The sequence below is a fragment of the Sphingomonas sp. FG14 genome (genome assembly GCF_057809675.1).
Genome location: NZ_JBMDKK010000028.1, coordinates 17,708 through 39,731 on the forward strand (window position 1 = coordinate 17,708; position 22,024 = coordinate 39,731).

Below are 22,024 nucleotides of genomic sequence, written 5' to 3' on the forward strand. Positions count from 1 at the left end.
GCCGGGGTGCTGATCGCACTTGGCATTCTCACGACGGGCCTCGCGATATATTTCCTCGCAGTCCGCCCGCCACTGCTGGCGGAGGATCTTCGCCATATCGGCGGCAACCCGCAGACCCTTTCGCCGGTATTGCGGGACTGGTTCGGCGGGATAGCTGGCTCGCCCGTGCGACCGCACTGAGCCTCCTGATCGTATTTGGCCGCTTTTCATACAGCAATGTCGTGCTGAGCTCTGACTTCTGGGGCTGGCATATGCGAGGCAATCCCTCCGTAGGACTACGGAGTGCGCAGAGGCTTCCTGCGCTTCAGGGCTTGTTGCACCGCAGCAGGAGCGAAAATGTGCAGAGTCGAAGCAATATCCCTGACCCGTTGGACGGTCTGGCCACGACGCTGGATCGGTCGAGCTTCGCCGCCATCGCGCAGCTGACTTCAGGCCAGTCGCCCGCCACTTTGGCGCAGTCTTTTTCCGACTGGTGGACGCACATTCTCTGCTCGCCAGGCAGGCAGCTGCAGCTCGCCGCCAAGGGCGGGCGCAAGCTGATGCGGCTCGCCGACTATGCCATGCGCAGCGCATCCGGCAGCGATCCCGAGCCGGCGATCGATCCGCTGCCCCAGGATCGGCGCTTCGCCGACGCAGCCTGGAAGCGCCATCCGTTCGACCTGATCGAGCAGGCCTTCCTGCTCCAGCAGCAATGGTGGCATGCCGCGACGACCGGCGTGAGCGGCGTCACCGGGCACCACGAAGCGATCGTCGAGTTCGCGACCCGCCAGATGCTCGACATGGTGTCCCCGACCAATTTCATCCCGACCAACCCCGTGCTCCAGCAGCGCATCCTCGAAACCGGAGGACAATGCCTTGTCGAGGGTGCGCGATTTTTTTGCGACGACCTGGAACGCCTGGTACGCGGGGAGCCCGCAGCGGGCACGGAGGCCTATCGGGTCGGCGAGAAGGTCGCAGCCACGGCTGGCAAGGTCGTGTTTCGCAACAGGGTCATGGAACTGATCCAATATGCGCCCGCAACCGAGACGGTGCGTCCGGAGCCGATATTGATCGTGCCGGCATGGATCATGAAATATTACATCCTCGACCTGTCGCCGGAAAATTCGCTCATCCGCTGGCTGGTAGGGCAGGGCTACACCGTGTTCTGCATCTCCTGGCACAATCCCGACAGCGCCGACCGCGATCTCGACATGGAGGATTATCGCCTGCTTGGGCCGATGGCCGCCGTTGATGTCATCCAGGCGATTACCGGCACCGAGAAGATCCACGCGGCCGGCTATTGTATCGGCGGCACGCTGCTCGCCATCACCGCGGCCGCGATGGCGCGCGATGAAGATGAGCGTCTGGCGAGCGTCACGCTGTTCGCCGCCCAGACCGAGTTCAGCGAGCCGGGCGAACTTGGTCTGTTCATCGACGAGGCGGAGATCAACCTGATCGATGCGATGATGTGGGCGCGCGGCTTTCTCGACAGCAGCCATATGGGCGGCGCCTTCCAGATGCTGCGGTCCAACGATCTGCTCTGGTCGCGCATCCTCTCGACCTATCTCATGGGCGAGCGCGAGCCGATGACCGACCTCATGGCATGGAACGCCGACGGCACCCGCATGCCCTATGCCATGCACGCGCAATATCTTCGGCGCCTGTTCCTCGACAATGACCTGTCCGAAGGGCGCTACGAGGCCGGCGGCCACCCGGTCTCGCTCTCGGGGCTGCGCATGCCGATCTTCATGGTGGGCACGGAAACCGACCATGTCGCGCCGTGGCGCTCGACCCACAAGCTCCACATGCTGACGGGCGCGGAGATCCGCTTCGTGCTGACGAGCGGTGGCCACAATGCCGGGATCGTCTCCGAGCCCGGGCATCCTCATCGCCATTATCGCATCGCGACACGGATGCAGGATGGCCCGGCGCCAGGTCCCGATGCCTGGCTGGAGCGGGCCGAGGTGCGCGAAGGGTCGTGGTGGCCGGAATGGAGTTCATGGCTTGGATCGCACTCGGGCGAGGCGGCGGCCCCACCGGCGATGGGCGCGCCCGAACGGAACTATCCGCCGCTCGGTGATGCCCCCGGGCGCTACGTGCTGGAGCGCTGAGCCATGGCCGCCGCCAACCTCATCGAGAACCGCACGTTCGACGAGATCGCCGTCGGCGATACGGCCAGCCTCACCCGCACGCTGTCCGCCGACGACATCCAGCTCTTCGCGGCGGTGTCAGGCGACGTGAATCCGGCGCATCTCGACCCTGTCTATGCCGAAACGGACATGTTCCACAGGGTCATCGCTCATGGCATGTGGGGCGCGGGGCTCATCTCGGCGATCCTGGGAACCGAGCTGCCAGGGCCCGGTGCGATCTATCTCGGCCAATCGCTTCGCTTCACCCGCCCGGTGGGCGTCGGCGACACCATCACGGCCTGCGTCACCGTCGCGCAGAAGCGCGCCGAGCATCATGTCATCGTTCTCGACTGCACCTGTGTGAACCAGAAGGGCGAGACCGTCATCAGCGGCCAGGCCGAGGTCAAGGCGCCCACCGAGAAAGTCAGCCGGCCCCGCATGCCGCTTCCCGACGTGCGGATCGCCAGCCACGACCGCTTCCGCCAGTTGATGGCGCGCGCCAAGGACGGATCTGCGTGCGTCACGGCCGTGGTCCATCCGTGCAGCGCCGACGCCATGCGCGCAGTGGCTGAGGCCGCCGACGCCGGCATCGTCGTTCCGATTCTCATCGGCCCTGCGGCGCGTATGACGAATGCGGCGAAGGACGCCGGTGTCGATATTGCGGCCTTCCGGGTGATCGACGTCCCGCACAGCCACGCCGCCGCCGCCGAAGCCGTCGCGCGCGTGCGGGCCGGCGAAGCCGCGCTGCTGATGAAGGGCTCGCTTCATACTGACGAGCTCATGGGCGCGGTCGTATCGTCCGACACGGGCCTTCGGACCGAACGCAGGATCAGCCACGCCTATGTGATGGACGTGCCCGGCTATCCGCGCCCGCTCATCATCACCGACGCCGCGATCAACATCGAGCCGACGCTTGAGGACAAGGCCGACATCGCGCGCAACGCGATCGACCTTGCCCATGTGATCGGGATCGAACAGCCCAGGGTCGCGATCCTCGCCGCCGTCGAAACGGTCAATCCGAAAATGCGCACCACATTGGATGCCGCGGCGCTCTGCAAGATGGCGGACCGGGGCCAGATCGAAGGCGCGCTGCTCGATGGCCCGCTCGCCCTCGATAATGCGATCAGCGAGGCGGCCGTGCGCGAGAAAAGTATCGTCTCGCCGGTCGCCGGCCAGGCGGACATCCTGCTGGTGCCCGATCTGGAGGCCGGCAACATGCTCGCAAAGCAGCTGACCTTCCTGGGCGGCGCCGATGCCGCAGGCGTGGTGCTCGGCGCGCGCGCTCCGATCATCCTCACCAGCCGGGCAGACAGCGTGCGCACGCGCCTCGCCTCCTGCGCGCTCGCGGTGCTGCTGGCGCGGGCTGCGACCAAGGCGGCTCCCGGCGTTGCGGGACAGCGCCGCGATGGCTGAAATCCTGTGCCTCAACGCCGGTTCGTCGAGCCTTAAGTTCGCGCTCTACGCCGAGCCGGGCACTGATGAGCCCTCTTTGCTGGCGAGCGGCAAGATCGAGAATATCGGCCTTGAGCCGCACCTGATCGCGCGCGATGCGAAGGGGGATGTCCTTGCCGAGCGGCGCTGGACGAAAGACGGCACGATCACGCACGAGACGCTGCTCGAGGATTTGCTGCGGGAGATCGAAGCCTCGGTCGGCGACGATCTGATCGCGGTCGGCCATCGGATCGTTCATGGCGGCACCGACTATTCAGCGCCGGCGCGGGTCGACGCGCCACTCCTCGCCGCGCTCGAGGCGCTTTGCCCACTGGCGCCATTGCATCAGCCCCATAATCTCGCCGCGGTCCGCGCCGTCTCCAGGCTGCGCCCCGCTGTGCTGCAAGTCGCCTGCTTCGACACCGGCTTCCATCATGGCCAGCCCCCGATCGCGACGCGCCTCGCGCTGCCGCGCGCGCTTGGCGAAGAGGGCATGCGGCGCTACGGTTTTCACGGCATCTCCTACGAATATATCGCGCGGCAGCTGCGTTCGATCGATCCCGATACAGGCGGTGGCCGCACGATCGCCGCGCATCTCGGCAACGGGGCCAGCCTTTGCGCGATGGCCGGGGGGCGCAGCATCGACACGACGATGGGGTTCACCGCGCTCGACGGGCTGGTGATGGGTACGCGCTGCGGCGCGCTCGACCCGGGCGCGGTGCTCTATCTTTTCCAGCAGAGGGGCATGACGGCGCGTGAAGTCGAGCATCTCCTCTACAGTGAGTCCGGCCTTTTGGGCGTGTCCGGCGTCTCCAGCGACATGCGCGCGCTTCTCGGCAGCGAAACGCCCGCCGCTGGGGAAGCGATCGAGCTCTTCGTCTGGCAGATCGCGCGCCAGGCCGGCGCTCTCGCGTCCTCGCTCGGGGGTCTCGACACATTCGTGTTCACTGCCGGGATCGGCGAGAATTCGCCTGAAATTCGCGCCCGCGTCGCCGGTCGGCTCGGCTGGCTCGGCGTGGACCTCGACGCGGACGCGAACCTCCGAGGAGATGCAGTCATCAGCGCGCCGTCCAGCCGTGTCGCCGTCCGCGTCATCCCGACCGATGAGGAAAGGATGATCGCTATCCACGCCGCCGATCTGCTGCGTGAGGAGCCGAAAGCATGAAACCTCTCGTCGATCTTACTGGCAAGCGCGGCCTGGTGATCGGTATCGCCAACGCGCATAGCATCGCGGCGGGTTGCGCCCAGGCCTTTCACGACTGTGGGGCGAGACTGGCGGCGACCTATCTCAACGGAAAGGCCGAGCCGTTCGTGGCGCCCGTCGCGGAGACCCTGGGAGTCGAATGGCTCGCCGCGTGCGATGTCCGGGTGCCGGGCGAAGTGGAGGCCCTGTTCGAGCGGGTGAAGTCCGAATGGGGCGGCCTCGATTTCCTGCTTCACTCGATCGCTTTCGCGCCGAAGGAGGATTTGCACGGCCGCGTCGTCGACAGCTCGGCCGAAGGCTTCGCGCTGGCGATGGACGTCTCGTGCCACAGCTTCCTGCGCATGGCGCGTCTCGCCGAGCCGCTGATGTCGGATGGCGGCCGCCTGCTGTGCGTCACCTTCTACGGGTCGGAGCGGGTGGTCGAGCACTACAACCTGATGGGGCCGGTCAAAGCGGCCCTCGAAAGCGCGACCCGCTATGTCGCGGCTGAGCTTGGCCCCAAGGGCATTCGCGCCCATGCGATCTCGCCAGGCCCGATCGCGACCCGCGCTGCCAGCGGCATCGACCGCTTCGACGAGCTGCTCGAACGGGCCGCGGCGACGGTCCCGCAGCACCAGCTCGTGACCATCGAGGATGTCGGAGGGCTCGCCGCCTTTCTGGTGAGCGATGCCGGCCGCCATATCACCGGCACGATCATTCCGGTCGATGGCGGTCAGCACCTGCTCGGCTAGGGCGGCTCGCCGCGATCGGGGGCTATCCTATTTGTCGCTGGTGGCCTGCTTCTCGCCGTCGCCCGGGCTTTTCTGCCCGAACCATGGTCCGACAATGGCAGCAAAGGCATCCAGCGCCCCGGGAGCCGTCGGAGCGCTCGCGACGGCCTGCCAGGCCTGCTGCCATTCCTCGAACGCCGATCTTGTGCCGGCAATCATATGCTCGCGGACCGTGGCCATGTCCTCGAACAGTGCCCGCGGTCCGGCCGGGCTGACCGCGCCGGCGTCCGACGTCTTGTCCGTCGCGCCCGCAATCGAGGCACGCGCCTCTTCGGCGAAGCGGCCGGCGGCGCGGTTGCCGACCTCGAGCGACTCTTCGCCACCTTTCCGGGCGACTTCGGCGAGCTTCAGCATCAGGCCGACATTCGCTTTGGCGAGCGCGGCGAGTTGATCAACGGGATAGGGCATGAAACGGTGAACCTTTCTCTTCGCGTTTGAGCTCTGGCATATCGGGCATAGCGCCCTGGCCTGAGGCCCATCGCGTCGCGCCGCCGTTATTCGGCGAGGCTGAATCAGAGAGAATCGGTAACTCTACGTATGCCGAATCTGCGGCTTGCCTGCGACGCTCAGCCAATGCACTTTTGGCTTGTCGTCCATGTCGTGCCCGCGGGCAGCGACTTCTACCCGTCCCGTCATGATCGCGGCACGGTCGGGCATGATTATGGTCTGACCCGGCAACCGGCATGGGCGTGATACCGTCCATAGCCAGGCTCGGCCGGATTGCGGCGCTGCGCGGTCCCGTCCTCGACGTCGAGTTCGACGAAGGGCCGCTGCCCGCGGTCAATGAAGCGCTGCGCGTCGATGCATCGTCAGGCCCGCTGGTCGCGGAAGTGCAGAGCCATATCGATGACCGCACCGTCCGCGCCGTCGCGCTTCAGCCGACCTCCGGTCTCGCTCGTAATGTCGGCGTGACGGCCTTGGGCGCCCCCATCGCGGTCCCGGTCGGAGACAAGGTTCTGGGGCGGCTCCTTACGCCGACCGGGCAGGTGGGTGACGGCGGCGCGCCGCTTGGGCCGGATGTTCCATTGAGGCCCATTCACCGCGCACCCCCGCCGCTCGAAGACCAGAACGCGGCGACGGCGATGTTCGAGACTGGCATCAAGGTCATCGATCTGCTCGCGCCGCTCGCCCAGGGTGGCAAGGCGGCGATGTTCGGGGGCGCGGGGGTGGGGAAGACCGTGCTGGTGATGGAACTCATCAACGCGATGGTCGCGCGCTATGAAGGTGTTTCCGTCTTTGCCGGCATCGGAGAGCGATCGCGCGAGGGCCATGAGCTGCTCACGGACATGCGCGGCTCGGGCGTGATCGACAAGACCGTGCTCGTTTTCGGGCAGATGAACGAGCCGCCGGGCGCGCGCTGGCGGGTAGGGCTGACCGCGCTCACCATCGCCGAATATTTCCGCGACGAGCAGAAGCGCAATGTCCTGCTGCTCATGGATAATGTGTTCCGCTTCGTCCAGGCCGGCAGCGAAGTCTCCGGCCTGCTCGGACGCATGCCTTCACGCGTCGGCTACCAGCCGACGCTGGCCAGCGAAGTGGCCGCGCTGCAGGAGCGCATCGCCTCGGTGCATGGAGCGGCGGTGACCGCGATCGAGGCGGTCTATGTGCCCGCCGACGATTTCACCGACCCTGCGGTCACCGCCATCTCCGCCCATCTCGACAGTTCCATTCTGCTCTCGCGCGCCATGGCGGCCGAAGGCATCTATCCCGCGGTCGATCCCCTGGGATCCTCGTCGATCCTGCTCGATCCGCAGGTCGTGGGCGATCATCATTACGCGCTCGCCCAGCAGGTCCGGGAGACGATCGCGCATTATCGCGAGCTCCAGGACATCATCTCGCTGCTCGGTATCGAGGAGCTGGGCCGCGAGGATCGGCTGATCGTCGGCAGGGCGCGGCGGCTGCAGCGCTTCCTGACCCAGCCCTTCATGGTGACCCAGGCCTTCACCGGGCAAGCCGGCCGTTCTGTGGGGCTGGCCGATACGCTGAAGGGCGTCGCGGCCATCCTGGCCGGCGCGACCGACGACTGGCCCGAGAGCGCCTTCTACATGGTAGGCGATATTGAAGAGGCACGCTCTCGCGTGGGGCAGGGCGCATGAAGCTGCGGATCACCGATCCGACCGCGATCCTCGTCGACACGGACGTCAGGTCGGTTCGCGCCGAGGATGCCAGCGGCAGTTTCGGCATCCTGTCGGGCCACGCCGATTTCCTGACCGCGCTTGGCGTCTCGATCGTCTCCTGGCGGGGCGCCGATGGCGCTCCAGGCTATTGCGCGGTGCGCAACGGCATTCTGACCGTAAGCCACGGCACGGGGGTCGCGGTCGCGACGCGCGAAGGCCATGTCGGCGATGACCTCGGAACGCTCGAGCATGACGTGCTCGCGCGCTACCGCGAGCGCGACGAGGGCGAACGATCCGAACGGACCGCGTCGGCGAAGCTCAGGATGCAGGCGATCCGCCATATGGTCGAGGCCCTGCAGGGTGGTGGCCGGGAGCTTGGTCTGTGACCGCGGACAAGCCCGAGCAGCCGATCGTCGAAGCCATCCGGACCCGCGCGGAACGGCGGCGGCTTGCGCAGCGGCTTCCTTCCGTCGCCCGCAATCTCGGCCAGATCGGCGTGCTCGGCTGGCAGATCGTCCTGCCCGCGCTGGTCGGTCTCGCGATCGGCCGCTGGCTCGACCACCGGCTGGATAGCGGCATCTTCTGGACCGCGCCGCTCCTGCTCGTCGGGCTCGCCCTCGGCTGCTGGTCGGGCTGGCGCTGGATGCACCGGCAATGAGCCAGCTCTCCCCCATCCTGTTCCTGGCCCTCGGATTTGCGGTCGGCCTCGCCCATTTCGCGGCCATCGCCAGAGAAGCCGACCTCGTCACCCATGGCGGCCCGGCATCGCGCGCGATCCTGCTCAGGCTCGGGCGTCTCGCCGTCACTATTCTGGTTCTCGTCATCGCCAGCCGGCAAGGGTGGCCGGCGCTTCTTGCCGCAACAACCGGCTTCATGGGCGGGCGCCAGATCATGCTCCACCGGCTCGGAGGCGCCCGATGAAATTCGCGTCACCACTTGAAAGCCATGTGCTGTTCGCGATCGGTCCGGTGCCGATCAGCCAGCCGGTCGCCACGACCTGGGGCATCATGGCCTTCCTTACAATCGGAAGCTGGCTGCTGACCCGCCGCCTTGCGTTACGCCCAACCCGAGCCCAAGCGGCGCTCGAGCTGGTCGTCGAGACCGTCGCCGGCCAGATCCGCGAGACGATGGAGGCGGAACCGCAGCGTTATCTGCCGCTGATCGGCACGCTGTTCCTGTTCCTGCTGGTCGCCAACTGGTCGTCGCTGATCCCCGGCGTCGAGCCGCCGACCGCGACCCTCGAAACCGACGCGGCGCTGGCGCTGATCGTCTTCGGCGCGACGCTCTGGTTCGGCGTCCGCGCGCTCGGGCCCAGGGCCTATCTCGCGACCTTCGCGCGCCCCTCGATCCTGCTCGCCCCGCTCAATATCGTCGAGCTCTTCACCCGCAGCTTCTCGCTGATGGTGCGCCTGTTCGGCAACGTCATGAGCGGCGTCTTCATGATCGGCGTCGTGCTGAGCCTCGCCGGGCTGCTCGTCCCGATCCCGCTCATGGCGCTCGAAATGCTGACCGGCGCGGTCCAGGCCTACATTTTCGGCGCGCTCGCCATGGTCTTTATCGGGAGCGCTATCAGCGAGAACGGCGCCCGCCCGCCATCCAAACAGGAGTCCCCCGCATGAACTGGATCCATCTCGCCAGCATCCTCGGAGCCGCTTTCGCGATCTCGATCGGCGCAATCGCCCCGGCGCTCGGGCAGGGCAGGGCCGTCGCCGCCGCGATGGACGCGATCGCGCGCCAGCCCGAAGCCGCCAACACCGTCTCGCGCACGCTGTTCGTGGGCCTCGCGATGATCGAGACGATGGCGATCTACTGCCTCGTGATCGCGCTGCTGCTGCTCTTCGCCAACCCGTTCGCCTGACATGCGGATCGACTGGTGGACGCTCGCGCTGCAGGCGGTCAATGTCCTCATCCTCGTGTGGCTGCTCGGACGCTTCCTGTTCCGTCCGGTGATGGATGCCATCGCTGCCCGCCAGGCATCGGCCCAGGCGCTGCTCGACGAAGCGCGGGAGGCAAAGGACCGGGCACAGGCCGAAGCGCAGGCGCTCAAAACGCAGAATGACGGCTTCGTCGCGGATGCGGCGGCTCGCCGCGCCGAGATCCGGACCGAGGCCGAAGCGGAGCGCCAGCGCCTCCTCGCGCAGGCCAGGCTCGAGGCGGACGCCGTCGTCGAGCAAGGCCATGCGGCGATCGATGCCGAACGCGGGCGGGTGGCGGCGCAGTGGCGGGAAAAGGCAGCGAACCTCGCCGCCTCGATGGCAGGCACGTTGCTCGCTCGTCTCCCGCCCGAGCAGACGGTGCAGGCCATGGTCGACGCGCTCAAGGCGCGGCTCGGAGACCTTTCCGAGGCGGATCGCCGCAGCCTGGCGGCCGCCGGGCCCGTCACCGTCGCGACGCCCGCGCCGCTGACGGCCGATCTGCAGACGCAGGTAGCGCGCGCGCTTGGCGAAATCCTGCCGGATACCGCGACCCCGATCTTCGCAGTCGATCCAGATCTCATCGCCGGCGCGGAGCTTCGCACGCCCCACGCCGTCGTGCGCAACAGCTGGCGCGCCGATCTCGACGCCATGGTTGAGAGCCTCAATGAAGACGATCATGCCCGGATCGCCTGAAGACTGGCTGACGCAGGCCCAGAGCTGCATCACGCGCGCCAATCTCGGGCCGCGTGTCGATGCAATTGGCCGGGTGGAATCGATCGGCGACGGCGTTGCCATGGTCTCGGGCCTTCCGGACGCGCGCCTCGACGAATTGCTCTATTTCGCCCGGGGCCAGACCGGATTCGTCCACACGCTCGACCGGGACCGGATCGGCTGCGTGCTGCTCGACGATGCCGCCCAGGTGGAGGCAGGAGACACCGTAACCGGCTCGGGCGAGGTGGTGCGCGTGCCGGTTGGCGAGGCATTGCTTGGCCGAGTCGTCGATCCGCTCGGCCGTCCGCTCGATGGGGGCGCGCCGATCCGGGCCAGGCGCTTCGATCCTGTCGAACGGCCGGCGCCGGCGATCATCGAACGCGACCTCGTCGTCCAGCCGGTGCAGACCGGCACGCTCGCAATCGATGCGATGTTCGCCATCGGCCGGGGGCAGCGCGAACTCATTCTCGGCGACCGCGCCACAGGCAAGACGGCGCTCGCGGTCGACACGATCATCAACCAGCGCACCAGCGACATGATCTGCGTCTATGTCGCGATCGGCCAGAAAAGCTCGGCGGTCGCGCGCGTGGTCGACCAGGTGCGGCGGCATGGCGCGCCGGACCGCACCATCTTCGTCGTGGCGAGCCCCGCCGCGGCGCCGGGGCTGCAATGGATCGCGCCGTTCGCGGGCTTCACGATGGCCGAGTATTTTCGGGATGGTGGCGGCCATGCGGTGGTGGTGCTCGACGATCTCACCAAGCATGCCGCGACCCATCGCGAGATCGCCCTGCTGACCGGACAGCCGCCCGGGCGCGAGGCCTATCCCGGCGACGTCTTTTTCCTCCATTCCCGCCTGCTCGAACGTGCGGCGCGTCTCTCGACGGAGAAGGGGGGCGGTTCGCTCACGGCTCTGCCGATCGCGGAGACCGATGCCGGCAACGTCAGCGCCTATATCCCGACCAATCTGATCTCGATCACCGACGGTCAGATTATTCTCGACGCGAAGCTGTTCGCGCAGGGGCACAAGCCCGCCATCGATGTGGGCACGAGCGTGAGCCGGGTCGGCGGCAAGACGCAGCTTCGCGTCCTGCGCGACGCGAGCGGGACCATGCGCCTCGACTATGCGCAGTTCCTCGAGCTCGAGATGTTCACCCGCTTCGGCGAGCAGCCCGAGCCGCGTGTCCGCGCCCAGATCGAACGCGGCAAGCGCTTGCGCGCCTTGCTCGTGCAACCGCTGTCGAGTCCACTACGGGTCGTCGACCAGGTGGCGCTGGTCGTGGCGCTCGGCGAAGGGTTGCTCGATGGCATGGCGGTCTCGGAGATATCGTCGCTCCGCACGCGGCTGCCCGCCTGGATCGACGATCACGTCCCCGATCTATGCGCGCAGATCGAGCGGACTGGACAGATCGACACCGCGCAGCGGTCCGCTCTGATGACGACGGTGAAAGCGCTGATCGAAAGCCAGCCGGCCGGTTCTGCATCATGAGCGATCGCCTCGCCGAGATCGGCCAGCGGATCGAGACCGTCCGCCAGCTCGGTGCGGTGGTCAACGCCATGCAGGGCATCGCCGCGCAGCGGGCGCATCAGGCGCGCGCGCTGCTGCCTGCGGTGCGACGCTATGCGGAGACCGCCCGCACCGCCATTGGCCAGGCGCGCCGCCTTGACGAGCCACTGGCGCGTTTTCCGGCGCGGGCGGTCGGTGGTGCGAGAGGCGGCCTTATCCTGTTCGGTGCGGAGCAAGGCTTTGCCGGGGCCTTTCCGGAGCAGCTGCTCGACGGCGCCGCGGCCGACATGCAGGACAGGCATATTCTTCTGATTGGCGCGCGCACGGCCACGCTTGCGGCCGAGCGCGGTCTGCGCATCGCATGGAGCGCGAGCATGCCGAGCAAGGCCGATGCGCTGCCCGCACTCGCGACAAGCATCATCGACGCGCTGTACGACTATCTGGACGAGGTCGGCGCGGTGCCCATCACCATGGCTTATCCGGTCTGGAGCAGCGGCAAGGGCGTCTCGATCGTGCGCGCGAGCCTCCTGCCGCTCGACCTCGACACTTTCCCCGCGTCCACGGCGGATTTGCCGCCGCTCGTCAATATCAACGCGGCGGACCTTATCGGCGACCTGACCGCGGAATATGTCTTCGCCCACATCTGCGCGGCTGCGGTCGAGACGTTCGTCGCCGAGAATGAGGCACGGCTGCGCACCATGGCGACCGCCCGCAGCCACATCGATCGCAAGGGCGAGGCCCTGCGCCTCGAGGAGCGCCTCACGCGTCAGGATCAGATCACCAGTGAAGTCGTCGAACTGAGCGGCGGGCGACATCGGCGAGAATGAATGCAGGGCAGGCATTTCTGCTGTTCAGCAAGAAACCGCAGAACCGCCATTGTCGTCGGGATCAAGGATGGAGTTGAGCATGCACTATAGTAGCGGGAACTACGAAGCTTTCGTGCGGCCCCGCAAACCTGAGGGCGCTGACAGGAAGACGGCCTGGTTCGTCGGCTCGGGTCTTGCGGGACTGGCAGGCGCGGCGTTCCTGATCCGCGACGGCGGCGTCGCCGGCGAGCATATTACCATCCTTGAGGAGCTGCATGTTCCCGGCGGCGCGCTCGACGGCCTCGACGTCCCCGAAAAGGGGTTCGTCATCCGCGGAGGGCGCGAGATGGAGGAGCATTTCGAATGCCTCTGGGATCTCTATCGCTCGATCCCTTCGCTGGAGATCGAGGATGCGAGTGTGCTCGACGAATTCTACCGGCTCAACAAGGACGATCCCAATTTTTCGCTTCAACGCGTGACGCAGAACCAGGGCCAGGATGTGCCCGACAAGGCTTTGCTGACACTCGGCGGTCGCGCGCAAAAAGATCTGATCTCCGTCTTCCTCGCGACGCGGGAGGAGATGGAGAACAAGCGGATCAACGAAGTCTTCGGCGATGATTTCCTCAGGAGCAATTTCTGGCTCTACTGGCGCACCATGTTCGCCTTCGAGGAATGGCATTCCGCGCTCGAGATGAAGCTCTATCTGCATCGCTTCATCCACCATATCGGCAGTCTGGCGGATTTTTCCTCGCTCAAGTTCAACCGCTACAACCAATATGAATCGATGGTCCTGCCGTTGGTCAAATGGTTGCAGGATCGCGGTGTCAGATTTCGCTACGGCGTCGAGGTCACCGACGTCGATTTCGACATCCAGCCCGGCCGCAAGCAGGCGACCCGGATTGCCTGGATCGAAAACGGCGTCGAAGGCGGCGTCGATCTCGGCGCCGATGATCTCGTCTTCATCACCATCGGATCGCTGACCGAAAATTCCGACAATGGCGATCATCATACACCGGCCAGGCTGAATGAGGGGCCGGCGCCGGCCTGGGACCTGTGGCGCCGGATCGCGGCCAAGGACCCGGCCTTTGGTCGTCCCGACGTGTTCGGATCGCACATCCCGGAAACCAAATGGGCGTCGGCGACCATCACCACGCTCGACGCGCGCATTCCGGCGTACATTCGCAAGATCGCCAGGCGCGATCCGTTCAGCGGCACGGTGGTGACTGGCGGCATCGTCACGGTCAAGGACTCGAGCTGGCTGCTGAGCTGGACGGTCAGCCGGCAACCCCACTTCAGGAAACAGCCGAAGGACCAGATCGTCGCCTGGTTCTATGCCTTGTTCGTCGACCGGCCGGGCGACTATGTGAAGAAGCCGATGCAGGACTGCACGGGCGAGGAGATCACGCAGGAATGGCTTTATCATCTCGGCGTGCCGGTCGAGGACATCCCCGGCCTCGCCGCGACGGGGGCGAAGACCGTGCCGGTGATGATGCCCTACATCACCGCCTTCTTCATGCCGCGCCAGGCCGGCGACCGGCCGGACGTGGTGCCCGAGGGCGCGGTCAACTTCGCCTTTGTCGGCCAGTTTGCCGAGTCGAAGCAGCGTGATTGTATCTTCACGACGGAATATTCGGTGCGCACGCCGATGGAGGCCGTCTACACCCTGATGAAGGTCGAACGCGGCGTGCCGGAAGTGTTCAACTCAACCTATGATATCCGCACGCTTCTGGCCACAATCGGGCCGCTCAGGGATGGCAAAGGGATCGACATTCCCGGCCCGTCCTTCCTGCGCAAGCTGTTGATGAAGAAGCTTGAAGGCACAGAGATCGCCCAGCTGTTGGAAGAGTTTCATCTCCTTTCGCGATAGCAATCAAGCGCGACCCTTCGCCTGGGCTCACGAAAATTCCGCCAAAAGCTGATGAACAACGTCGATGCATCCCGGCAGGCACTATGTCCGCGCCATCAGGTGACACGCAGAGATTCAACCGCAGCAGCCCTGGCCGCCTTTACCTACAGCGGCCTTCCCATTCCAGCCGCAAAGGCGATCCGCAAGGTTTCGGCAAGGGTACGGACTCCAAGCTTGGACATGATGCTCGCGCGATGGACTTCGACCGTCCGTGAAGAAATGCCCAGATCATAGGCGATGGTCTTGTTCGGAAGGCCTTGCGCAAGGCCTTCGAGAACATCCCGTTCGCGCGGTGTCAGTAGATCGACCTGTCGGCATGCCTCGGCTTCTTCGAGAGCGCGCCCCTCGGCCGTGTCGATGCGCGCGAACGCTCGGTCTATCGCATCGAGCAGCAGCGCCCGTTCGATAGGTTTGGCCAGGAAATCGACAGCACCCGCCTTCATCGCTTGGACAGCAAGCGCAATGTCTCCGTTGCCGGTCAGCATCACGACTGGCATGCTTATATCCATCTGCGTCAGCGCTGCCTGAACCTGTAGACCGTTCATGTCCGGCATGTGCATGTCGAGAACGATGCTACCTCTTTCAGCTTCATCTGCAATTTTCAGAAAGTCGACTCCCGAGCCATAGGTCTCGACGGCAAATCCCGCTGTCCTTAATGTGAATCCTACAGCTTTCCTGATTGTTTCTTCGTCATCAATGACATGAACGACGCGCTTGCTCTCCATGGCCCCCCGGACGTGTTGGCATTGCTGCGCACCCCAGCGGGCACAGCTTCAAAGGGGAGACCTTCTACGGGTAGGACCATGGTCCAAGGTCAAGGCCGAAATACCGCCGCATCACAACAGGCAAGGCAGGTGCTCGGCGAGAGGGGGGTAAGCGACCCGGCATCATGTGCCGAACTTTGCGAGATGACCGCTCTTGCGAACGGGGCGGCGCTCCCTCTGGTCTCCCGGCGGCAAGGCGCCGCAAGACGCTGCCGCCGGGAGTGGGCACGCCTCTTGGGGGATGAGCGCGCTGGTTGCTCCTAAGCTCGACGCGTCATGTTGTCATGGCAAGAAGCTGATAATCGCTATTCTGTGTCAGCAGCGCGCCGTAACGCCGATGTCCGGGGCGGATCGCAGCTCCGCTCGCGCGCCGCTACGGCACGGCGAATCCGATTCAGCACGAACCGGTGATCATAGGGTTTTGAGATCGAAGGCTGATCATCGCAGAGATCGCCCGCCTTCCGTGTCGCAGTTTCGATATTCCCGGCGAGGATGGCACCGATACCGGGTTGTTCCTGACGAACCAAGGATGCCAGGCCCGCGCCGCGCTCAGCGCGATCGAGCCAGCGCAGCGCTGCCATCACATCGTCGACCGGCACCGGGATGCTGGCGGGCGACGGAGGGCCGGTTGGCCCTCGACGGCGGAGCGATCGGACGCCCAGGATGCAAGGATGGCGGGCTTCACTTCGGGCTCAAGCTGCGGGTGCCGAGCAACGATGAAGGGATCAAGGAACGAGCGTGTGTGCGACATGACATATCCTCCTTTCCTGCCGCGACTTTCTCCGAAAGCGGAGTTCCCGGAAGATTGGTTCGGACTCGCTTAGGTTCAATGAATGGGAATGCGCCCGGCGTTTGCCGGGCGTTCGTTTTCATCGTGCATTGAGCATTGAGTACTGAAGAACTGACGCGCAGCGCACCGTTCAGATCCCGCGGCGAACGGACTCCGCAATCGCCGGCATCACGTCGATATCATTCGAAGTATGTGCAACAGCGTTCGTGCTGACGATCCTCTCGACGAGCCCACCCAGGACTTGCGCTGCATCGCCGGCGAAAAGCGGATGCACGACCACGCAATCCGGTCGCGTGAACCCCATGTCGACCAGCTGGCGCGCCGCCTCGGCGAGGGTTCGGCCGGATGAGGCGATATCGTCGACCAGCACCGGCTGGCGATCGAGAAACGCTGGGGCATTCGGAATCGAGATGGTGACGTCACGGTCGCCGGACCGGATTTTCTCGCACACGAGAAACGGAGCATCGGCATCGGCCGCCACCTGCGAGACCCACTGTTCGCTTTCCAGGTCCGGACCGATGATCAGCGGACGAGCGACATTGCGCTTGATCCACGAGGCCAGAAGCGGCGCGGCATGAACGACCTGGGTCGGGATGCGGTAGATTTCCGACAACGCATGATAGCGATGGAGATGCGGATCAACCGTCACCAGCCAGTCGAGATGGCGAGACAGGATCGCGGCAAAGGTTCGCGACGTCACCGCCTCGCCGGGATGGAAGCGAATGTCCTGGCGCATGTAAGCGAGGTAGGGGGCGACGAGCCCGATCCTGCGAGCGCCCAGATCGCGCGCGGTGTCGGCTGCGAACAGCAGCGGCAACAGCTTGGCGTCCGGATGATCGAGACTGCACAGCAGGATGACCTCGCGGTCGCTGATGTCGCTTACGACCCTGAGATAGGTTTCCCCGTCAGGAAACTGACGATGCTCGATCGTGCCGACCTCTGCATCGAGCGCGGCGGATAGCGGCTGTGCCAGGGCCTCGCTGCCAGACAGCGCGAACAGCACGGGACGGTTCATAGCGCTTCAATCCCGAAGATCGGCCCGTCGCTCACCGCATAGGCCGCCGCATAGTCGAGCTCGCCCGGGCTCTCGGCATGAATGGTGCACAAGGGAGCCCCGGCATCCACCATCTGGTTCAGCCGACACTGCAGCGCGACGCCGGCGGCCTTGGCCATCGGCGCGCCGGCAAGCTTCGCGACCGTCGCGAGCTTGCGATTGTCGATACTCACCAGGCGGCCGCTATAGGGAGCGATCATATCCTGTTGGAACCGGGCGACCGGTGGAGCCCGCATGCCGCCCTGCGCTTCGCAGATACGTTGGAACTTGGCCCAGGCCCGGCCGCTTTCGAGGCACGCCCGCGCACGCGCATAACCTTCGCGGGCCGGGGCTGCGTCCGCGAGCTCAAGCAGTCCTCCCGCCAGCTCGCAGGCCCGGTGGGCGAGATCCTCGGCGCCCGGCTGCCCCTGGAGCACGGCAAGGATATCCTGCGCCTCGAGCGCCGGACCGATGCCCCGTCCGATCGGCTCGGCGCCGGGGCCGCGCATCACGCGCGTGCGAAGCCCGAAGGCTTGGGCGACCGAGCTCAGCGCGCGCTCGAGCGTGTCGGCGGCATCGGCGCCGCGTACCTTCGCCGTCGGCCCAACCGGGATGTCGATGACCAGATGGGTCGCACCGGCCGCGATTTTCTTGGACAGCACCGAGGCGACCATCTGCCCGACGGCATCGATATCGAGCACCCGTTCCACGCCGATGATCACATCGTCGGCCGGACTGAGATTAACGGCGCCGCCCCAGGCGATGCAGCCGCCTTCGCGCTCGACCACTTTGCGGATTGCGGAAACGTCGAGGTCGACAGGGGCCAGCACCTCCATCGTGTCCGCCGTGCCGGCCGGCGAGGTGATCGCCCGCGACGATGTCTTCGGCATGATGAGGCCCTCGGCGGCCATGATCGAGACGATGATCGGCGTGGTGCGATTGCCCGGCAATCCACCGACGCTATGCTTGTCGACGATGACCTCTTCGGGCCACTGCAATCGCTCGCCGACATCGACCATCGCCCTGGTCAGGCTGATCGTTTCGTCCGTATCGAGCGGGACCGCTGAGCAGGCCGTGACGAACGCCGAGAGATGGACATCGCTATAGCGTCGCTCGGCGATGTCGGTGATGATCGCTGAAAAAGCCCCATCGGAAAGCCGATTGCCATAGACGCGCCGACGCACGTCGCTGAGCGAGGCGAGAGGCTGGGCGTGCGCGATCTCGACCGGATCGCCGTCACTGACGCCGAGCCGCTGCCAAGCGGATTCGGACAGGCCGATCTCGCCTGGCGCTGGAGCCTCCGCGGAACTATGCAGCAGCGAGACGACGATTTCCCGCCCGCCGGCGCGCAGCGCAACTTGCGCGCGCGACGCGAGACCTTCCGAGCGGCAGACCGGACAGTCGTGGCGCATGACCGCGATCTGATCGCTTCCGGCAGCCGACAGGCCGATGCGGTGTGCCCGCAGCGTCGTCGCGACAGGCTCTGCTTCGGCGTCCTCGATAATCCCGGGCTTCATGCGAGCATGCCCCAGCTACCCAGCGCCGGTACGCTGCATGCCCAGCCCAGCTCCTCCGAGACGCGCTTTGCCAGAACCTGGGCGCCGGTCGGCTCGCCATGGGTGACATAGACATGGCGTGGGGCCTCGTGCAGAGACCCGAGCCAGCGCATCAGCTCGTCACTGTCGGCATGGGCCGAGAGCATCGTCAGGTTGGCGACCTCGGCTTCGACCGGGATATACTCACCGTGGATCTTGATCGTCCGGGCGCCTCCGATCATGGCGGCGCCGCGGGTGCCCGCCGCCTGGAAGCCCGAGAAGAGGATGAGGTTCTTCCCATCCGGCGCGAAGCGCTTGAGATGGTGGAGCACGCGGCCGCCCGTCGCCATTCCACTGGCCGAGATGATGACCTTAGGGGCGGGGTTGGCGGTGAGTTCTTTGGATTCTTCCACTTCGCGCACATAGTGCGCGACCCCGCACGCCGCTTCACACTCGGCGCGTGTCAGGCGATGCTCGTCCATGAAATCGCACATCAGCCCGCTCGCGTTGATCGCCAGCGGGCTGTCGAGGAAGATCGGGATGTCGCGCAGACGGCCTTCGGCGCGCAGCCGGGAAAAATGGTAGAGCAGGGACTGGACGCGGCCCACGGCGAAGGCGGGGATCACCACGGTCCCGCCACGCTTGACGCACCGTTCGACATGGTCCCCCAGGGTCTTGGTCGGATCGACCTGTTCGTGGCGGCGATCGCCATAGGTGGATTCCACGAGGACATAATCGGCACGGGCAGGTGGCTCGGGATCCTTCATGACTGCGTCGCCATAGCGCCCGACATCACCTGAGAAGAGGATCGTGCGGCCCTTCCAATCGATCTCGATCGAGGCGGCGCCGAGGATGTGGCCGGCGCGATGATAGCGCGCCCTGATGCCGTCCGCGATCGGGTGCCACGCCCCGAACTCGACCGTGCGGAACAGCTGCAGCGCAAGGCGGGCGTCAGCCTGCGTGTAGAGCGGCAGCGCGGGCTGGTGCCTGGAAAAGCCGTGGCGATTGGCGAACTCCGCATCCTTTTCCTGGAGGTGCCCGCTGTCGGGGAGCAGAAGCTCGCACAAAGCTTCGGTCGCCCGGGTGCTGAGGACGGTCCCGTCCCAGTCAAGGCGCGCCATGCGTGGCAGCGCGCCGGAATGATCAAGATGCGCGTGCGTCAGCAGCAACAGGCCGACATCGGCAACCTCGGGCGCGATCGGCGCCCAATTGAGGCGGCGCAAATCCCTCGGACCCTGGAACAGGCCTGAATCGACCACGACCTGCGTATCGCCGTCGTCCACCAGATAGCGCGACCCTGTCACCGTTTCCGATGCGCCGAGGAACGCGACGCCAAGGCCGTCGGCAGGTCGCGTGGCGAGGTCGATCCTTGCTTCCCGTTCGAGCAGGTTCACCCCGACATGGCCGCGGGAATGATGCTTTTTCCTTTTCTTGTGCATGAACTCTGGCCTGCCTCTCACGCTTATTGTCCTTAGCGCAGCATTGGTGGACGACCAGCGCACGCCTATACGCAAAAGCCGCAGAATGACGGCCGCGTCATGACCACTGCGTAACGCCGATAGGGATGGTGAGGTTTGTGAACCAGCCGGCATCGCCTTCTTGGGCGAATGACGGACTTCGGTCTCTACTTATACCTTGCTCCCGGGACTCGGATCTATGCTCGCAAGACATTGGCGAGAGAAGAGCGGCATATGGACGGGCATGACCATCGCATGCGCAAGCGTGGAAAGATCGTTTTGATCGGCTTCCTGCTAGTCGCGGGCTTTTTCCTCATCACCGAGCACACCGCACATTTCCTGGGTGTGTTGCCCTATCTGATCCTGCTCGCCTGTCCGCTCATGCACCTGTTCATGCATCACGGTCATGGCGGCCATCAGCATGGCCATGACCAGATGCCGGGTGCTGTCCCGACCGGACTGCCTGCGAATTCGAACGAGCGCGTGGAAGGGGGGCCGCGATGACGCATACCGATTATGGCTATGGTCTTTGGGGGCTGGCGCTGGTCAACGCCTCCGTGTTCATCCTATTCGCGTACAGCTTCTTCAAACCCGCCACCGGGCGCGACTGGCGCAGCTTCGGCGCATTCAGCGCATTCATCGTTGCACTCTTCGCCGAAATGTATGGCTTCCCGCTCACCATCTTCTTGCTCTCGGGTTGGCTCCAGTCGCATTTCCCCGGCCTCGACTGGTGGAGCCACGATGCCGGCCATCTGCTCGAGATGATGTTCGGCTGGAGGGTCAACCCACATTTTGGCCCGTTCCATCTTGCCAGCTTCGTGCTGATCGGCGCGGGCTTCTGGCTGATCTCGGCCGGATGGGCGCCGCTTCACGCAGCCCAGCGCGTTCACAAGCCCGCAACGACGGGAATCTATGCCAAGGTTCGCCATCCGCAATATATCGGGTTCATCCTCGTGATGCTCGGATTTCTGCTGCAATGGCCGACGTTACTGACGCTCGCCATGTTTCCGGTGTTGGTGGTGATGTATATTCGCCTTGCCCGGCATGAGGAGAAGGCGGCGCTCGCGGAATTTGGCCAGGCATATCGTGCGTATATGGACCGCGTACCCGCCTTTGTTCCGCGGCTACGTGGTCGGTCGGCTCGTTTCTCCGACTCCAACCCCGCTCGGGGGGAGGCGGCAGGTAAGGCGATGAGGCCCGAAGAGCAAGCTCCGCCGCGCCGAGGCTGAGGGGTTGGACGCTTCGCCGCGTATTATATTCGAACGGTGACGCACGCATCAGGCGCGTTGCACTGCGGTACTTTGATTTGTCGGGAGTAGCTTCACTTGATTTGGCGGATCGCGTGACATGAAATCCGTCGTGGTGCCCCAGAGTCGTCCCTCATCGGACCTTCGCGCATCGGCAAATCGTGATGTCAAAAAGCGCCTTCCCTCATCTGCTCTTCACTGGGACGAAGACGTACCAAGGCAGTGGTGGTCACAAGTTCGGCCGCTCGCCGCCGCCGTTCGCGCACGCCCTCCGCAATTGTCCATGAGCGGGTCGGCGACCCTCCAAGCACCGCCAAGCCGGGCCCGACGGAACCGCGAACGGCGTAGCTGACTCAGTCCGGCCGTGCGCCTTTTAGGGTGAGAAAGTAACTGGATGTGCATCGAGTCAGAAAGACAGCTTTTTCAAGCGATAGACCCTGCGGCGGCCGACGCGATATTCCATACATTGAGTGCCCGATGGGTGTTGCACATCCTGGTAGCCCTGAGCAAAGACGAGCTGCGATTTACATCCATTCGTCGAGCCATACCGAAAATCAGCGCTAATGTGCTCACGGTCCGCCTACGGGAATTGGAAGGCGTATCTCTGGTCTCGCGAATGATGTCGCCACCGCCTGAATCCTATCAACTCTATGGCTTGGGGCCATTGGCGCATGAACCGCCCCGGGATTGCCGGAGGCCATTCGGCTTAAATTATGCGGCGATCG

General features: G+C 65.3%; 23 protein-coding genes and 1 pseudogene. 17 read left to right on the forward strand and 7 right to left on the reverse strand.

Annotation, left to right across the window (positions count from 1 at the left end; all coding sequences use genetic code 11):
• The first annotated feature begins 368 nt into the window (after positions 1-368).
• Genes ACODTA_RS28670 through fabI form a run of 4 tightly spaced genes read left to right on the forward strand, consistent with a single transcriptional unit; the run spans position 369 to position 5,474 of the window.
• Complete coding sequence (locus tag ACODTA_RS28670; RefSeq protein ID WP_021245223.1) at positions 369-2,090, forward strand: PHA/PHB synthase family protein; 1,722 nt, start codon at positions 369-371, stop codon at positions 2,088-2,090.
• Positions 2,091-2,093: 3 nt separating this feature from the next.
• Positions 2,094-3,521: a bifunctional enoyl-CoA hydratase/phosphate acetyltransferase gene (locus ACODTA_RS28675; RefSeq protein WP_066701152.1), complete on the forward strand. Its 1,428-nt coding sequence runs from the start codon at positions 2,094-2,096 to the stop codon at positions 3,519-3,521.
• Positions 3,514-4,704 carry an acetate/propionate family kinase gene (locus ACODTA_RS28680; RefSeq protein WP_037448015.1) on the forward strand — a complete coding sequence of 397 codons (1,191 nt, stop codon included), beginning with the start codon at positions 3,514-3,516 and terminating at the stop codon, positions 4,702-4,704. The genes ACODTA_RS28675 and ACODTA_RS28680 overlap by 8 nt, the downstream gene beginning before the upstream one ends.
• Positions 4,701-5,474 carry an enoyl-ACP reductase FabI gene (gene fabI, locus ACODTA_RS28685; RefSeq protein WP_066701151.1) on the forward strand — a complete coding sequence of 258 codons (774 nt, stop codon included), beginning with the start codon at positions 4,701-4,703 and terminating at the stop codon, positions 5,472-5,474. Before ACODTA_RS28680 ends, fabI begins: the two co-directional genes overlap by 4 nt.
• A gap of 27 nt (positions 5,475-5,501) precedes the next feature.
• On the opposite strand, the gene ACODTA_RS28690 is transcribed toward fabI, so the two are convergent.
• Positions 5,502-5,921 (reverse strand): hypothetical protein, encoded by a 420-nt coding sequence (locus ACODTA_RS28690; RefSeq protein ID WP_017501314.1) that lies wholly within the window; start codon positions 5,919-5,921, stop codon positions 5,502-5,504.
• Positions 5,922-6,196: 275 nt separating this feature from the next.
• On the opposite strand from ACODTA_RS28690, the gene atpD reads away from it, so the two are divergent.
• From atpD to ACODTA_RS28740, 10 genes are all read left to right on the forward strand, one after another.
• Positions 6,197-7,609, forward strand: a complete 1,413-nt coding sequence (gene atpD, locus ACODTA_RS28695) for a F0F1 ATP synthase subunit beta (RefSeq protein WP_037448022.1) — start codon at positions 6,197-6,199, stop codon at positions 7,607-7,609.
• Complete coding sequence (locus ACODTA_RS28700; RefSeq protein ID WP_037448025.1) at positions 7,606-8,016, forward strand: F0F1 ATP synthase subunit epsilon; 411 nt, start codon at positions 7,606-7,608, stop codon at positions 8,014-8,016. The genes atpD and ACODTA_RS28700 overlap by 4 nt, the downstream gene beginning before the upstream one ends.
• Positions 8,013-8,288 carry an AtpZ/AtpI family protein gene (locus tag ACODTA_RS28705; RefSeq protein WP_021245229.1) on the forward strand — a complete coding sequence of 92 codons (276 nt, stop codon included), beginning with the start codon at positions 8,013-8,015 and terminating at the stop codon, positions 8,286-8,288. Before ACODTA_RS28700 ends, ACODTA_RS28705 begins: the two co-directional genes overlap by 4 nt.
• Complete coding sequence (locus ACODTA_RS28710; protein WP_017501319.1) at positions 8,285-8,551, forward strand: ATP synthase subunit I; 267 nt, start codon at positions 8,285-8,287, stop codon at positions 8,549-8,551. The genes ACODTA_RS28705 and ACODTA_RS28710 overlap by 4 nt, the downstream gene beginning before the upstream one ends.
• Positions 8,548-9,249: a F0F1 ATP synthase subunit A gene (locus ACODTA_RS28715; protein ID WP_021245230.1), complete on the forward strand. Its 702-nt coding sequence runs from the start codon at positions 8,548-8,550 to the stop codon at positions 9,247-9,249. The genes ACODTA_RS28710 and ACODTA_RS28715 overlap by 4 nt, the downstream gene beginning before the upstream one ends.
• Positions 9,246-9,488 carry a F0F1 ATP synthase subunit C gene (locus ACODTA_RS28720; protein ID WP_017501321.1) on the forward strand — a complete coding sequence of 81 codons (243 nt, stop codon included), beginning with the start codon at positions 9,246-9,248 and terminating at the stop codon, positions 9,486-9,488. The genes ACODTA_RS28715 and ACODTA_RS28720 overlap by 4 nt, the downstream gene beginning before the upstream one ends.
• Position 9,489: 1 nt before the next feature.
• Positions 9,490-10,239 (forward strand): F0F1 ATP synthase subunit B family protein, encoded by a 750-nt coding sequence (locus tag ACODTA_RS28725; protein WP_021245231.1) that lies wholly within the window; start codon positions 9,490-9,492, stop codon positions 10,237-10,239.
• Positions 10,211-11,743: a F0F1 ATP synthase subunit alpha gene (locus tag ACODTA_RS28730; RefSeq protein WP_306303067.1), complete on the forward strand. Its 1,533-nt coding sequence runs from the start codon at positions 10,211-10,213 to the stop codon at positions 11,741-11,743. Before ACODTA_RS28725 ends, ACODTA_RS28730 begins: the two co-directional genes overlap by 29 nt.
• Entirely contained in the window at positions 11,740-12,588 is an 849-nt protein-coding gene (locus tag ACODTA_RS28735; protein ID WP_021245233.1) for a F0F1 ATP synthase subunit gamma, read from the forward strand. The genes ACODTA_RS28730 and ACODTA_RS28735 overlap by 4 nt, the downstream gene beginning before the upstream one ends.
• Before the next feature lie 79 nt (positions 12,589-12,667).
• On the forward strand, positions 12,668-14,434 hold the full coding sequence (locus tag ACODTA_RS28740) for an oleate hydratase (protein ID WP_066701150.1): 1,767 nt from the start codon (positions 12,668-12,670) through the stop codon (positions 14,432-14,434).
• 143 nt (positions 14,435-14,577) lie between these two features.
• Here ACODTA_RS28740 and ACODTA_RS28745 read toward each other — a convergent pair whose 3' ends face one another.
• From ACODTA_RS28745 to ACODTA_RS28770, 6 genes and pseudogenes are all read right to left on the reverse strand, one after another.
• The gene (locus ACODTA_RS28745; protein WP_030541612.1) at positions 14,578-15,198 is read right to left on the reverse strand and encodes a response regulator transcription factor; all 621 of its coding nucleotides are present in this window, start codon (positions 15,196-15,198) and stop codon (positions 14,578-14,580) included.
• Between the two features lie 344 nt (positions 15,199-15,542).
• Positions 15,543-15,818 (reverse strand): hypothetical protein, encoded by a 276-nt coding sequence (locus ACODTA_RS28750; protein ID WP_140159542.1) that lies wholly within the window; start codon positions 15,816-15,818, stop codon positions 15,543-15,545.
• Positions 15,792-15,988 (reverse strand): annotated as a pseudogene (locus ACODTA_RS28755) (hypothetical protein); the annotation flags it as partial. The gene ACODTA_RS28750 and the pseudogene ACODTA_RS28755, both read right to left, overlap by 27 nt.
• A gap of 169 nt (positions 15,989-16,157) precedes the next feature.
• Positions 16,158-17,042 carry a ribose-phosphate pyrophosphokinase gene (locus tag ACODTA_RS28760; protein WP_062787958.1) on the reverse strand — a complete coding sequence of 295 codons (885 nt, stop codon included), beginning with the start codon at positions 17,040-17,042 and terminating at the stop codon, positions 16,158-16,160.
• Positions 17,039-18,577 carry a thymidine phosphorylase family protein gene (locus ACODTA_RS28765; protein ID WP_066701149.1) on the reverse strand — a complete coding sequence of 513 codons (1,539 nt, stop codon included), beginning with the start codon at positions 18,575-18,577 and terminating at the stop codon, positions 17,039-17,041. The genes ACODTA_RS28760 and ACODTA_RS28765 overlap by 4 nt, the downstream gene beginning before the upstream one ends.
• Positions 18,574-20,034: an MBL fold metallo-hydrolase RNA specificity domain-containing protein gene (locus ACODTA_RS28770; protein ID WP_171012665.1), complete on the reverse strand. Its 1,461-nt coding sequence runs from the start codon at positions 20,032-20,034 to the stop codon at positions 18,574-18,576. The genes ACODTA_RS28765 and ACODTA_RS28770 overlap by 4 nt, the downstream gene beginning before the upstream one ends.
• Positions 20,035-20,202: 168 nt before the next feature.
• Between ACODTA_RS28770 and ACODTA_RS28775 the strand changes: the two genes are divergently transcribed.
• From ACODTA_RS28775 to ACODTA_RS28785, 3 genes are all read left to right on the forward strand, one after another.
• Positions 20,203-20,556, forward strand: coding sequence for a DUF2933 domain-containing protein (locus ACODTA_RS28775; RefSeq protein ID WP_458732683.1), 354 nt, complete (start codon positions 20,203-20,205; stop codon positions 20,554-20,556).
• Positions 20,553-21,281, forward strand: coding sequence for a methyltransferase family protein (locus ACODTA_RS28780; RefSeq protein ID WP_083216029.1), 729 nt, complete (start codon positions 20,553-20,555; stop codon positions 21,279-21,281). The genes ACODTA_RS28775 and ACODTA_RS28780 overlap by 4 nt, the downstream gene beginning before the upstream one ends.
• A 412-nt stretch (positions 21,282-21,693) precedes the next feature.
• On the forward strand, positions 21,694-22,024 hold a 331-nt coding region (locus ACODTA_RS28785), incomplete at its 3' end, for a winged helix-turn-helix transcriptional regulator (RefSeq protein WP_489070875.1).

Bases quoted from the DNA above. Each gene is read 5' to 3' on its own strand.
- ACODTA_RS28720 (WP_017501321.1), top strand. From the start codon at position 9,246: ATGAACTGGATCCATCTCGCCAGCATCCTCGGAGCCGCTTTCGCGATC.
- ACODTA_RS28745 (WP_030541612.1), bottom strand. From the start codon at position 15,198: ATGGAGAGCAAGCGCGTCGTTCATGTCATTGATGACGAAGAAACAATC.
- atpD (WP_037448022.1), top strand. From the start codon at position 6,197: ATGGGCGTGATACCGTCCATAGCCAGGCTCGGCCGGATTGCGGCGCTG.
- ACODTA_RS28680 (WP_037448015.1), top strand. From the start codon at position 3,514: ATGGCTGAAATCCTGTGCCTCAACGCCGGTTCGTCGAGCCTTAAGTTC.
- ACODTA_RS28765 (WP_066701149.1), bottom strand. From the start codon at position 18,577: ATGAAGCCCGGGATTATCGAGGACGCCGAAGCAGAGCCTGTCGCGACG.
- ACODTA_RS28780 (WP_083216029.1), top strand. From the start codon at position 20,553: ATGACGCATACCGATTATGGCTATGGTCTTTGGGGGCTGGCGCTGGTC.
- ACODTA_RS28770 (WP_171012665.1), bottom strand. From the start codon at position 20,034: ATGCACAAGAAAAGGAAAAAGCATCATTCCCGCGGCCATGTCGGGGTG.
- ACODTA_RS28735 (WP_021245233.1), top strand. From the start codon at position 11,740: ATGAGCGATCGCCTCGCCGAGATCGGCCAGCGGATCGAGACCGTCCGC.
- ACODTA_RS28750 (WP_140159542.1), bottom strand. From the start codon at position 15,818: ATGGCAGCGCTGCGCTGGCTCGATCGCGCTGAGCGCGGCGCGGGCCTG.
- ACODTA_RS28760 (WP_062787958.1), bottom strand. From the start codon at position 17,042: ATGAACCGTCCCGTGCTGTTCGCGCTGTCTGGCAGCGAGGCCCTGGCA.
- ACODTA_RS28730 (WP_306303067.1), top strand. From the start codon at position 10,211: ATGAAGACGATCATGCCCGGATCGCCTGAAGACTGGCTGACGCAGGCC.
- ACODTA_RS28725 (WP_021245231.1), top strand. From the start codon at position 9,490: ATGCGGATCGACTGGTGGACGCTCGCGCTGCAGGCGGTCAATGTCCTC.
- ACODTA_RS28740 (WP_066701150.1), top strand. From the start codon at position 12,668: ATGCACTATAGTAGCGGGAACTACGAAGCTTTCGTGCGGCCCCGCAAA.
- ACODTA_RS28775 (WP_458732683.1), top strand. From the start codon at position 20,203: ATGACGGACTTCGGTCTCTACTTATACCTTGCTCCCGGGACTCGGATC.
- ACODTA_RS28675 (WP_066701152.1), top strand. From the start codon at position 2,094: ATGGCCGCCGCCAACCTCATCGAGAACCGCACGTTCGACGAGATCGCC.
- ACODTA_RS28700 (WP_037448025.1), top strand. From the start codon at position 7,606: ATGAAGCTGCGGATCACCGATCCGACCGCGATCCTCGTCGACACGGAC.
- ACODTA_RS28710 (WP_017501319.1), top strand. From the start codon at position 8,285: ATGAGCCAGCTCTCCCCCATCCTGTTCCTGGCCCTCGGATTTGCGGTC.
- ACODTA_RS28715 (WP_021245230.1), top strand. From the start codon at position 8,548: ATGAAATTCGCGTCACCACTTGAAAGCCATGTGCTGTTCGCGATCGGT.
- fabI (WP_066701151.1), top strand. From the start codon at position 4,701: ATGAAACCTCTCGTCGATCTTACTGGCAAGCGCGGCCTGGTGATCGGT.
- ACODTA_RS28690 (WP_017501314.1), bottom strand. From the start codon at position 5,921: ATGCCCTATCCCGTTGATCAACTCGCCGCGCTCGCCAAAGCGAATGTC.